The sequence below is a fragment of the Alkalihalobacterium chitinilyticum genome, assembly GCF_029028005.1.
Classification (GTDB): Bacteria; Bacillota; Bacilli; order Bacillales; family Bacillaceae_F; genus Alkalihalobacterium; species Alkalihalobacterium chitinilyticum.
In genome coordinates, this window is the sequence record NZ_JAOTPO010000021.1 from 25,788 (window position 1) to 39,371 (window position 13,584).

Here is a 13,584-nt window from a genome sequence, read left to right on the forward strand (position 1 = left end):
GGGTTCGATATATAGATAAGGAGTGGTTAATTTGTTTAACAAAATTTTAGGTAAAGATGAGAGCAAGAAGTTTACACTTGCAGCTACAGGCGATGTATTACTACATAATAGACTTTATAATAAAGCAAAGCGAAAGCTGAAGGCTGGATATGACTTTAATCCTATGCTTGAAAATGTAAAGCCATTATTTGAACAAGGTGATATTAAAATTGTAAATCAGGAGTCAATTATAGCCGGTGAAGAAATAGGTTTATCTTCCTATCCAAAATTTAATAGTCCAGTTGAAATAGGTTATACATTAAAAGAGTTTGGTGTAGATATCGTAAACTTGGCAAACAATCATGTTTTAGATAAAGGTGAAAAAGGTATTCTTCGTACAATAGATAACTTAAATGAAATTGGTATGCCTTATGTTGGAGCATATAATTCGCAAAAAGATAAAGATACACTTCGTATTATCGAAAAGAACGGTCTTAGGGTTTGCTTTGTCTCATGTACGAAAAGGATGGCTGGTGTAAAAATTCCAGACGGAAAGTCTTATCTAGTAGATAGCTTTGAAAATGCAAATGTAAGAAAAATTAGTAAGCAGATACAAAATATAAAAAAGGAAAATTTAGCGGATGTAATCGTACTATCAATCCATTATGGGAAAGAATATCACCTCTTCCCTACCAATGATCAAAGAGAAATATCTGCAACCCTATCAGATGCTGGAGCCGATGTAATAATTGGCCATCATCCTCATGTTCTTCAGCCTCCTGCCTATATTCTAAATTCAAGAGGAGTTAAGACGTTTACTGCATATTCTTTAGGTAACTTCTTCTCAGGTCAAAAAGGCTTATTTAGACAAATAGGGGCTTATTTAACGGTCGACATTGAAAAGAAAGATAAGAACTCTGTTGTAGAAGTAACAAATCCAAAAATGACATTAACATTTGTGGATAGTACAGATAAAGAGGATTACAAAATGCACCTATTAGAAGATATAGTTGCTCAAAGAGAGTATATAAAAACTCATATGGGCGATTTTAAATCTGCTGAAGTTTACGAGGAGATTAAAGAACGGTTACGTACGTGGATTCCAGACATGGAAATCTCATAAAATTATAAGCTAAATCATTAACCATTAGTTAAAAATATCCTATGAGGCACCAGCTTTAAATTAATGAGATAAAAGCGAAGTTAGTTTATAGAATGACTAAATTAGTTAACAAGAATGGGGCGAAAAGGTTTGAACAGTACTGATGAAAGATATCTACCTCATCTTAGAGGTGCTCTTCCTAAATATGCTCACGGTTATATGTCAAGTGGTTATAGTATTGCGTTAGAGGGCTGGAGAAGAGGCTTAGATTTAAAAATAAAAGTTAATTATCAGAGAAAAAAAGCGAAAGTAATAGAGTACGTACTAAGTAGTAAAGAAAAGTCTCATTATTTTCAAATTACAAGAGGAGATTTAGTCTCCAAAGAAGCTGTAAGAATTTGTGTAAATAAGGACCAAACAAAAGAATATTTAATTAAAGCAGGCGTTGAAGCTCCCAAAGGAGGGGTGTTTGAAGACAATTCAACTGACGAGGAAATTCTACAATACTCTAAAGAATTGGGTTATCCATTAGTATTGAAGCCAACAGATGGTACGGGAGGAAAAGGGGTAATTGCTAACATTAAAGATGATCAAGAAATGTTGCAAGCAATTACTTATGTCCGTGGTAAACTAGGTTTTAAAAGAGTGATTGTAGAGCAATTTTTTGCGGGAGAAGATCATCGCCTTTATGTTGTCGGAGATGAAGTTGTAGGTGTTTTTAAACGAGATCCTGCGAGTGTAACAGGTAATGGTAAAGATACCATTGAGGAACTATTGAAAAAGAAGAACGAAGATCGGATGAAAATTCCTTCACTCCAAAATAAGCCTATTATTGTCAATACAGAAACACATGAATTGCTAGGGCGACTTGGTTATACCATGCAATCTATACCGAAGCAAGATGAAGTGGTTTTTCTAAAAACCAAGAGCAATGTATCGTCAGGCGGAGAAGCAGTTGATGTTACAGATGACATTTCTGAAGAAATGAAAAAAATTGCAGTGGCTGCTACAAAAGCAATTCCTACCCTTTGCCAAGCTGGGGTAGATATGATTATTGATAAAGAAACAAATACTGGGGTAGTACTTGAAATAAATTCAAGGGCACATATTAGAACGCATTTATTCCCATCTTATGGGAAGGCAAGAGATGTTCCTTCGGCAATAATTGACTATTACTTCCCTGAAACAAAGGGGTATGATCGGGAAAATGCCTCGAAAATGTATTTTGACTTTGATCATGTATATAAGTCATTTTTAAAGGGCGCTACTGGATATATCGAGATCCCAAGTATTCCAACTAAAATTGAATTGAAACGTTTTTTATTTACGGCAAATAAATTTCCAGAAGATCTAGAAGAATGGATTCAGACTAATGCAGTAAAGTATAATCAGAGTGGATTTATAAAGAAATTAAGTCAAAGTAAGTTCTCTTTAATTCTTGGCGGTAATCAGAGTGAAATGGATGAATTTCTTACACTATTAGAAAGAAAGATAACCCGATCCAAAAATGACGTTGATGTCGAAATAAAAATGAGAACTACACCTGTAATGCAAGGGTTTTATGTTGAAGAAGCAAAAGAGAGTAGTCAGAAATCAAAACAAAATTCTTCAATAATAAAGAAAAGTAAAGACGCAATTAAACAAAACGAAAAGTTAAAAACCGAGAATAAGAAGCTAAGAAAAAAACAAGAACAACTTGTTTATAGTACGTCATGGAAAGTAACCAAACCATTAAGAGCAATTTCTAGACTGTTTAAACAAAAGTCATAATTTCTCTTGAAACCTAGCTGAATACAAAAACAAAACCAGGTTAACAAGGTACCCTGGTTTTGTTTTTTGAAATTTCATTAAAAATATATTTATAGTAATCTGACCGTAACATTGCAACTTCACCTAATACGGTCTTATAGCCTGGAGCATTATTGGTTTCGAATAGATAGATGCTTCCATTATCTCTATCAATACCTAAATCTAGTGCCAATGATGTTAGGTTGACATCAAATAGCTTTTCTAGTTTATAAGGAAAAGATATGCCAATACCTTCAATTGAATTTTTTATGGCTTCCCAATTGTCACCAAAGTTAGCTTTTAAAAACGGATCTAATTCGCTAATGCCGCCACCTTGACTTATGTTTGAAACTACTTTCTGGCCAATACCAATTCTAATAAAGTATTTTGCTACTTCCCATTCCCCCTTTCCATTTTTTTCAAGTCGTACCCGACAATCAAAGGGGTCATCGTAGCTGTTTCTAGAGTTTATACATTTTTGGAGTATATAACCACTATCCTTCAATTTTTTCTCAAAAAATTCTTGTAATTCTATTGTATTAAGTTGGTTTTCGCTTTTTTCAAAACCTAAACTATATGTGTCATTATCTATGGAAGATAAAATATAAATTCCTTGGCCCTTATGACCATTTCGGGGTTTCATAACAATTTTGTTATACTTTACTAAGAAATCAATAAAGTTACTAAATGTCGAAACCTTATCCGTAGGGATAATGATTTTAGAAAATTGACCATCTCTAACGATTTTTTCATTTATGACATCTTTTGAACCAAGCTTACCAGTAGAAAGCGTACTATTTTCTTGTAGGAAACGTATTTCGTCTTTGTGTTTAAAACAATATCTTGAAACATCAATAAACATAGGTACAGGTACTTCTTTTTTAATCCACTTATCATCTACAAGAATCTTTCCTTTGATAACCTTCCGTTCAATATCAATATTTGAGGCATTAAAATATACCAATTCTATACCGTTATACTTAGATAACTTAGCTAAAAGCTTTGTTAATTGTGGTGGGTTACGGAAATTTCTCATAAATCCTACAATCATATTAACAACTCCTAAAGAATTACTTAACACAGACACTTGATATATTAACACTAATTCACTTGATATATTAACACTAATAATTAATGATTAATAGTCTTCGATAGTTGCTTGTTCTTTGGTATTTATTTCAGTATTACAAAATAATGTACAATATTGAAATTATAAGAATTATAGTCGATACTAATAAGGTGTTCATTTGTAAATTTCTAACACTAGGGAGGTGAAACTAAAGTGAAAATTAGAAAGTCTATCAATATATTATTAATTATATTAATCTCTCTGTTCCACTTTAGTCCGCTATCAGTTCAAGCAACAGAAAAAGAAACAGTCAATATTCAATCACAGCAAGATCAAAATGATATTAAGCAAATTGTTGAGATTGAGGAAACAAATACCGACGAAGAAGCACTAACTGAAGTAATCGAATCAGAAGATTTATCTAGTGAAAAAAGCTCAATCGAAGAGGAGCAAGAGCTTGAAAATCAACCAGCAATAGAAGAACTGGAGAATTCTAACATTAATGGTGACACTAGTGATGAAAGTAGTGAAACACAATTAACTGGAACAGAGGATAATAACATTACTAACTTATCCGTTCAGACGGTAGATATTCTCCAAGTGGGAGACGTCGATGAGCGGGTCATTGAGTTAAAAAACAAATTAATACGTCTTGGTTTTGGTGGGATGAATGTAAATGCAACCTATGGTTCGTTTACAGCTCAACGCGTCAGTGAATTTCAAGCCTATTATGGTTTGCCAGCAAATGGAATTACAGATGAGGCGACTTTTTCAAAACTGGATGAAATTTTAGCAACCCCATTCCAAGAGGGGGTAAGGCATGAAGATACGATCGAGTTAAAAGAAAAGCTTATCACACTTGGATATGGTGGAATGAACGTTAATGACATGTATGGGTCGTTTACGGCATTACGTGTAAGCCAATTTCAATCAGATTATGGATTAAAAGCCCACGGTATAGCGGATGAAATAACGCTGACGAAACTAGATGAACTTTTCACGGTTTCAAATTTGTCGCTTCAAGTCGGAGATGTAAATGATAGAGTAATAGACTTAAAGATTAAGCTAATTCGTTTAGACTTTGGAGGAATGAATGTAAATGCAACTTATGGTTCCTTTACAGCCCAGCGTGTAAGTCAGTTCCAAGCCTACTATGGACTTCCATCTACAGGTATAGCGGATGAAGCCACCTTTTCAAAACTAGATGAAATTTTAGCAACTCCGTTTCAAGACGGTGTAAGACATCCAGACACGATTGAGTTAAAGAAAAAGCTAAATTGGTTAGGTTACGGTGGAATGAATTTGAACGACATGTACGGCTCATTCACCGCACAGCGTGTAAGCCAGTTTCAATCCGCTCATGGATTAAAAGCTCACGGTATTGCAGATGGGAAAACACTTGAGAAAATGGATACAGTTCTCTCTACCTCATTTCAAGTAGGAGGTAACCATAACAGTGTTATTGAGTTCAAAAGAAATCTAACACGTTTAGGCTTTGGAGGAATGAACTTAAATAGTGTCTATGGTTCATATACCGCCCAACGAGTAAGAGAACTCCAGTCCTATTACGGGTTGAAGGTAACTGGTAAAGGTGATATTGCAACATTAACAAAAGTTGAAACCATACTTTCTACACCATTGCAGGAAGGTAAACGCCATAACGATACAATACAGTTAAAGGAAAACCTGACTAGATTAGGTTTTGGAGGAATGAACCTCAACACCTCATATGGCTCATTTACGGCCCAACGTGTAAGTCAATTTCAGTCGTATTATGGACTAAGGGTGAACGGTATAGCCGATGATCGTACACTGGAAAAAATCAATCAAATTCTTTCAAGTCCATTTCGTGAAGGTGTGAGCCACCAAGATACGATAAAGCTAAAAGAAAACCTGAGTCGTTTGGGCTTTGGAGGCATGAATCTCAATACAGCATATGGCTCGTTTACGGCCCAACGAGTAAGAGAGTTTCAGTCCTACTACGGACTCGTAGTAAATGGTATAGCCGATGATCGCACTCTAGGAAAAATAAATGAGATTCTTAACAGCCCGTTCCAGCAAGGAGTCAAACATAAAGATACGATTAAGTTAAAAGAAAACTTAACAGTGTTAGGCTATGGTGGAATGAGTCTTAATGAAACTTACGGATCATTTACAGCCCAGCGAGTAAGAGAATTTCAGGCTGACAACGGGTTAAGGGTAAATGGTATTGCGGATGAAGTCACGTTAGCAAGGATTAGTTATGAAATAAAAAACCGAGTCGTTCGTATCATTTTAGACCCTGGACATGGCGGGCGTGATTCAGGTGCGATATCAAACGGACTACGTGAAAGTGATGTTGTGCTAGACGTAGCATTAAGAGCTGCCGAGGTGTTAAGAACCCAGTACGTAGGAGTTGAAGTCCAGCTAACAAGGACAAATGATACATTCGTTGCACTAGAAGACCGAGCGATTATGGCGAATAAATGGAAAGCGAATTACTTCGTTAGTCTACATATGAATGCTCTTAATGGAAGTGCTAATGGATTTGAGACTTATATCCATAATGGTATTGTTTCAAATGAGACAATTCAAAGACAACGAGATATTCACAACTTTTTAATTAATCGAATTGGTATAAGAGATAGAGGAATGAGAACAGCTGATTTTAGCGTTCTTCGAAACACGAATATGCCATCTATATTAATAGAATATATGTTTATTGATAACCCTACTGAAAATCGTAAACTACAAGATCCAAATTATCGAAGATGGTTAGGTCAAATCACAGCAGAAGCTATAGCACAATCTTTTAATTTAAAAAAGAGGTAAATAGACTAATTTCAAGAGGGGTGAACTTTCGTAGGTTCATCTCTCTTTTTTTAAAACCACAACTTATGACAAAAATATACAAACTAATAAAAAACCAAATAAAAACTATTGAAATTAATGTCGATATAAATCATACTAAATGAAGTATTCTTTAAAACTAGCACGGGAGGTAAATATATAAGTGATAAGTAAAAAGTCAAAAATATTATTAGTAGGTACTATAGTTATATTTTCTCCTTCATTCAGCTATGGTCAGTTTACGGTTGAAGCACTGGAAGATAGTAAAAAAGTAGTAGAGGATATAACAGAAGCAGGCTCAGAAGAACAAGGTTTGACTGGTAATGAAGAAGCTACAAGCACCGAAGAATTAACTGAAGAAAATGTTATACTACTAGAATTTAATGAAGAACAACAAGATGATATAAAACACCTAGAAGATACTAATCAATCTAGTAATATAGAAACAAAAAGTAGTGAGCAACAAATAGAAAAGGTTGAGGAAGAAGAGCCTCAACAAGTTGAAGCCTTAACTATTGAAACCGATCCTACTCTTAAAGAAGGGGTCGTACATGAAAGTGTTATAGAGTTAAAAGAAAAACTAACACGTCTAGGATTCGGCGGAATGAACATTAACGAAGTATACGGCTCATTCACAGCGCAACGAGTAAGTGAGTTTCAAGCTTATTATGGCCTAACCGCAGATGGAATAGCAGGAGAAAGTACGTTAGAAAAACTAGACGAAATCTTATCCAGTCCATTGCAAGAAGGGGTAAGACACCCTGATACGATAGAATTAAAAGAGAAGCTTGGTACATTAGGCTACGGTGGAATGAACATCAATGACATGTATGGTTCATTTACAGCTCTACGTGTTAGTCAGTTCCAAGCAGATCATGGATTAAAAGATCACGGGATCGTATGCGATGTAACTTTAGATAAAATAGAAGAGCTTCTTACAAGTGTAAGTCAATCAGGATTTGAAGAAGGAGTCGTAGATGATAGTGTCATAGAATTGAAGCAAAAACTAACGCGATTAGGCTTCGGCGGCATGAACATCAACGAAGTATATGGCTCATTCACAGTGCAACGAGTAAGTGAGTTTCAAGCCTATTATGGCCTAACTTCAGATGGAATCGCAGGAGAACGTACCCTGGAAAAACTAGACCAAATTTTATCAAGCCCATTCCAAGAAGGAATAAGACACCCAGATACGATTGAGTTAAAAGAAAAGCTAGGTAGATTAGGTTATGGCGGAATGAATGTAAATGACATGTATGGTTCATTTACTGCATTACGTGTTAGTCAATTCCAGGCAGATCATGGATTAAAGGCACATGGGATCGCGTGTGAAGTGACTTTAGATAAAATAGAAGAGCTCCTTGCAAGTGTGAGTCAATCAGGACTAGAAGTAGGAGTCGTAGATGACAGTGTCATAGAATTGAAACAAAAGTTAACACGTCTAGGCTTCGGTGGAATGAATATAAACGCAGTTTATGGCTCATTCACAGCGCAACGAGTAAGTGAGTTTCAAGCCTATTATGGTTTACCGGCAACTGGAGTAGCAGATGAACGCACTTTTGAGAAGCTTGATGAAATCTTATCAACGCCATTCCAAGAAGGAGTTCGACACGCAGATACAATCGAACTAAAGAAGATGCTTACTATCCTAGGTTATGGTGGAATGAACCTAAATGATATGTATGGTTCATTTACAGCCCTACGAGTAAGTCAATTCCAATCAGCTCAGGGTTTAAGAGCACATGGAATTGCTGATGAAAAAACTCTAGCAAAAATGGATGAAGCAATATCAAACATTTTTAGAGTGGGTAGTACACACGATAGTGTCATTCAGCTTAAAAAAGATATGACTCGATTAGGCTTTGGTGGAATGAATATAAACGGAGTATATGGTTCATTTACAGCGCAAAGAGTAGGTCAACTACAAGCTTACTACGGATTACCTTCAACAGGTAAAGCAGACAAAGCAACTCTAAGAAAAATTGGTGAAATTCTATCAAGTCCTTTTCAAGTCGGAGTCAGTCACGTAGGAACGATTGATTTAAAAGAAAAGCTAACTAGACTCGATTTTGGAAATATGAACATCAATGAAGTGTATGGATCATTCACAGCGCAACGAGTCAGACAATTTCAAGCTTATTATGGATTAGTGGTCAATGGAATTGCTGATGAGCGTACACTTGCCAAGTTGGATGAAATCTTATCAAGTCCTTTCCAAGAAGGAAGGGAACATAATGATGTAATCCAATTGAAGGAAAACTTAACGACGCTGGGCTACGGAAACATGAATATTAATCCAGTCTATGGTTCGTTTACAGCGCAACGTGTTAGAGAATTCCAAGCAGATCATGGATTAAGAGTTCATGGAATTGCCGATGAAGTTACATTAGCAAAAATTGATGAACAACTAGAGCAGTTAGCAGCCGCTAAGGAAGTCATCACGTTTACTCAATATAATCTAACGCTTACTGAAGCAGCAAATAGACAGTTGCAGCTAAATCCACCACCACAAACCGACATGTACCGTAATGCGCCAGCCTTCATTCACAGCAGTCACGTCGATGTTGTGGAGAGTGGGGTAATTACTGGTACTAGTGTAAATCTACGTACAACTCCTAGACTTGGAAGTAGTACAAATGTGGCAACAACAGTAAGCCAAGGAACAACGTTTACTATCAATGGTACAGTGACAGGCGATCCACATAATGGTAGTACAACATGGTACGAGATTAACTATGGTGGCAACACGTTATATGTCCACAGCTCTCTAGCTAGCAATTCGCAAGTGGCAATTGTAAGAAATAATGCGGTTGTAAGAGAATCAGCTAATACGTCTAGTCATATTTTTGGGGCTAGATCTCAACAGAACATAAGACAAAATGCTCAATATGTAGTTAACAGACAACTTACAGGTTCTTCATTAGACGGAAGTAACGTTTGGTATGAAATCAGTTTTGGACCATGGAGAAGTGCGAAGACTGGAGACTTTACACCATTCTTAGACCCTTCCAATAACGATAAATTCCAGCACTTAGTATTAGATAAGAGTGTAGGGGTAACAGCAGCACAATTAAACAATGTTCTTTCAGGAAGAGGAGTCTTCCACGGCAGGGGACAAGCGTTTATTGATGCAGGAAGAACACATTCAGTGAATGAAGTTTATTTAATCGCTCATGCGATGCTTGAATCAGGGAACGGAACTTCAAGATTAGCAACAGGAATAGAAGTTGGACGAAATAGCAGTGGTAATCTTGTACTAGTTACAGACAGCAACCGTTCAAGCTTGGGAGATATTAGAACCACTTATAACATGTACGGTATTGGTGCAAATGATGATGATCCATATCGTCTAGGCGCAATTCGTGCATATAATGAGGGATGGTTCACTCCAGAAGCTGCTATCATCGGTGGTGCTAGGTTTATTTCTAACAGCTATTTCGCTCGCGGACAAAACACATTGTATAAAATGAGATGGAATCACCTCTATGACACCAATGGAAATGGGTTCTTCCCACAATATGCAACTGATATGGGCTGGGCAGTAAAACAATTACCAAGAATTAAGAGTTTTTATGACCAGTTAGATAATGCAACATTACATTTCGATATTGTTAGATATCGGTAAAACAGAAGAAAGGAGCCTAAGAAGATGATCTTAGGCTCTTTTCTTCTGTTATTAGCTAAGTAAATTTAAGTATCTTGGTTGGGGTAAAGGCAAATAGTATTGAAAAAGTAGAAGAGTTAGTTATAGAGGAGGAAGAAGTAACCATATAGAGCGTGAATGAGGCCGAAGAAGTGTTTGAAAAGCAGATAGAGGTAACCATAGAGAGTGAATGAGCCCGAAGAAGAGTTTGAAAAGCAGATAGAGGTAATCATAGAGAGTTAATGAGGCCGAAGAAGCGTTTGAAAAGCAGAAAGAGGTAACCATAGAGAGTGAATGAGGCCGAAGAAGCGTTTGAAAAGCAGGTAGAGATAATCATAGAGGAGGGATAAGGTTGAAAAAGCGCTAGGATAGCAAGATGGGGTAATCATAGAGCGACAAATGATTCAATTAAGCAATTAAAACGCAAAAGAGACAATGGTAGCATACAAATCCAGTAAAAAATAGAGCATGATCCCCATTAACTATGATAAAAATTAGTTTTAAACACACATCTAAAATACTATGACTCATCCTCATTTATACAACTAACATATCCTGCCGATTTACCATGCCCAACAAGCTTATATTTTGTCTGTAACATCCTACGAATAGTCTTTTTAGATACGGGTTTATTGCACCATTCATGTATTTGATTTGTTGTGAGCTTCTCGTCTGGAAAAAGCATACGGAACTCCTCCACACTACGCAAAACAGCACTATCAACATCCTCCACGAAATCACAACTGCTGCAAATCAAATCCCTGTCATCTATTTTAGTGTCTATTGACCAACACCCCCTGCACATAATCCCTTTTACTAGCAACTCAAAGCTATATTGAGGAATACGCGCATACGGCGATTCCTCAATATGCAATGATAACAGATGGTCTGCTAACCTAGAGTGCTTCTCCTTTAGTTTTGCTGACTTTTTATTAAGTCGATCCAGAAACCGTTCAATTTGATGTGGAAAAATAATAGGTAAGTTAAAAGGGGCTTGATATAAATAAAAATCGGGATTAACAAAAACGAGGAATGACTCCACAGAAGAGGGGAAACCAAGGTCTTGAAGCAACCGAAATAGCATCTCGCTTCTTTTCAGTTGTAGCAGAAGATTTTTTGTTTCTATTTTAGAGTAAGTGTACCATCGATCATTTTCAATATAATAATCACCCTGATAATTTTTAACTTCAATAATATAAATCGTATCTGCGTAAATCAATAAAGCATCCAGTTGAATGGTTGAATTGTTAACTTCAAGCTCGATCCCGAATAAAATAAGGCAATCATTAGTTAAGGTTTCCAACCAACCATCAAACCGCTGTTCACCTACGAACCCCTTTTCTAGGTAACTATAATAATTCTCCTCCTTCTTTGACAGTTGCATTCTTGCGTTCAATGAGCGTAATACTATTAATTCTATTGTTTCTTTGCGCTTTTTTAATAACATTTATCGACTCCCTTCATCAGTTTCAGGGTCATTTTATGAGATATTCATTAAGAAACAAGCCTCTAAATATTATTATTTTGTAAAAGTTATTCCATTCCAATTATAAAAAAATGTCCCAATAATTCACCTGAATTCTGTTCAATTCACAAATTGTTACATATAATATACCTTTGAAACTTGGTTTGAATATGGTAAACTAACACCTAGTAGAATACAACTATAGGAGATTATAAAAATGCCAAATATAAATCCGAATCGATTATTGAGGTTTTCCATTGTATTCGTCGATTTAATTCTTATTTTTGTTGCGTATGTCGCTGCATTTAAAATTGCATCTAACTATACACCGATTGTACAACGAAACATTGATTCGTTTGTGAACTTACTACCATGGATCTTACTTATGGGAGTCTTTTTTATTGTCGTCTTTGAACTAGATCGTCTCGTCGAATATGACATGTGGGATTTAACACGTAAACTCGTTGTGACATCAGCGTTCTTTTTTGTCATTACGATCGCGATCTCATTCTTATTCCGTGAGTTCTCTTTACCGAGGTCAGTATTATTCTTGTCTCACTTTTTTATCTTTGTCTTCTTATACGCTTGGAAAGGGCTTGTAATTAAATTTAACCAGCTCACGAAAGGAAAGGCCGTTATCATCGGCTGCCACAGCGAGTATGAAACGATTAAAGGAAACATAAAGAAGCTAGTTAAAAAGCAAGAACAAGTTGATTTCATCGACCATAAAACACCGTACCAAGAAATAAAAAAGAGAATTGCCGACTATGATGCGGTCTTTGTCAGTTCATCAGTTAGTACAAAAGTGAAGAATGAAGTGCTATATTTAGCTTTCAAGAAAAATAAAATCGCATATGTGTTACCGACAGTTAGTGAATTATTATTAATGAAATCCACAATTACAACGTTAGACGACACGATGTTGCTTCAAGTCAAGCCGTTCTACATTAACGGTGGCTATTTAGTAGCGAAACGAATTTTTGATCTTACAACATCTGTAATATTATTGGCGTTAACATTGCCGGTTATGCTAATGACTGCGATTGCGATCAAAATTGAAGATGGTGGAAGTATTTTCTTCAAGCAAGAGCGTCTAGGTAAAAATAACAAGCCATTTAACATCTTGAAGTTTCGTTCGATGAAAGAAAATGCAGAAAAAGATACAGGCCCTACGCTTGCAAAAAGTGATGATGATCGAATAACAAAAGTGGGAGACTTTATTAGAAAAACACGCATTGATGAGTTACCGCAATTGATTAATGTGTTAAAAGGAGAGATGTCGATTGTTGGTCCGCGACCAGAGCGATATTTCTTCGCTGAAAACTTCCAAAGACAAAACATTTGGTTCAAAACACGTTGTGCTGTAAAGCCTGGGATTACAGGCTACGCTCAAGTGATGGGGAACTACACAACCGAAATGAACGACAAATTAAAATTTGACCTGCATTATATTCGTAATTATTCTTTATGGCTAGACATGGTTATATTAATGCGTACAATCTTAGTTGTCATTAACAAAGCGAAAGCAGAAGGTGGAGAGGTTCAAGAGCCACAAAGTGCGAAGGCTTTCGTAAGTGCTAGTAAAGAAGTAAGATAATAAATAGATAGTAGAGAAGGCTAGTGATGCTAGTCTTCTTTTCTTTGCTCGCTATTATAACAAAAATACAGTTTGACAATAGTAGTAAATTTGTCACTTGCGATACTAATTA

The 13,584-nt window shown here is 36.0% G+C and carries 7 protein-coding genes; 5 read left to right on the plus strand and 2 right to left on the minus strand.

Annotated features, from left to right (window positions below; all coding sequences use genetic code 11):
• Positions 1-31: 31 nt before the first annotated feature.
• On the plus strand, positions 32-1,102 hold the full coding sequence (locus N7Z68_RS20930) for a CapA family protein (RefSeq protein WP_275120415.1): 1,071 nt from the start codon (positions 32-34) through the stop codon (positions 1,100-1,102).
• A gap of 129 nt (positions 1,103-1,231) precedes the next feature.
• On the plus strand, positions 1,232-2,851 hold the full coding sequence (locus tag N7Z68_RS20935; protein ID WP_275120416.1) for an ATP-binding protein: 1,620 nt from the start codon (positions 1,232-1,234) through the stop codon (positions 2,849-2,851).
• Between the two features lie 40 nt (positions 2,852-2,891).
• Here N7Z68_RS20935 and N7Z68_RS20940 read toward each other — a convergent pair whose 3' ends face one another.
• The gene (locus tag N7Z68_RS20940) at positions 2,892-3,920 is read right to left on the minus strand and encodes a YheC/YheD family protein (protein ID WP_275120417.1); all 1,029 of its coding nucleotides are present in this window, start codon (positions 3,918-3,920) and stop codon (positions 2,892-2,894) included.
• Between the two features lie 231 nt (positions 3,921-4,151).
• On the opposite strand from N7Z68_RS20940, the gene N7Z68_RS20945 reads away from it, so the two are divergent.
• Together N7Z68_RS20945 and N7Z68_RS20950 are read left to right on the plus strand one after the other, a co-directional pair.
• On the plus strand, positions 4,152-6,749 hold the full coding sequence (locus tag N7Z68_RS20945; protein ID WP_275120418.1) for a peptidoglycan-binding protein: 2,598 nt from the start codon (positions 4,152-4,154) through the stop codon (positions 6,747-6,749).
• Positions 6,750-6,930: 181 nt separating this feature from the next.
• Positions 6,931-10,392 (plus strand): peptidoglycan-binding protein, encoded by a 3,462-nt coding sequence (locus N7Z68_RS20950; protein WP_275120419.1) that lies wholly within the window; start codon positions 6,931-6,933, stop codon positions 10,390-10,392.
• Between the two features lie 538 nt (positions 10,393-10,930).
• Here N7Z68_RS20950 and N7Z68_RS20955 read toward each other — a convergent pair.
• Positions 10,931-11,857, minus strand: a complete 927-nt coding sequence (locus N7Z68_RS20955; RefSeq protein WP_275120420.1) for a nuclease-related domain-containing protein — start codon at positions 11,855-11,857, stop codon at positions 10,931-10,933.
• A gap of 235 nt (positions 11,858-12,092) precedes the next feature.
• On the opposite strand from N7Z68_RS20955, the gene N7Z68_RS20960 reads away from it, so the two are divergent.
• The gene (locus N7Z68_RS20960; RefSeq protein WP_275120421.1) at positions 12,093-13,472 is read left to right on the plus strand and encodes a sugar transferase; all 1,380 of its coding nucleotides are present in this window, start codon (positions 12,093-12,095) and stop codon (positions 13,470-13,472) included.
• Positions 13,473-13,584 lie beyond the last annotated feature (112 nt).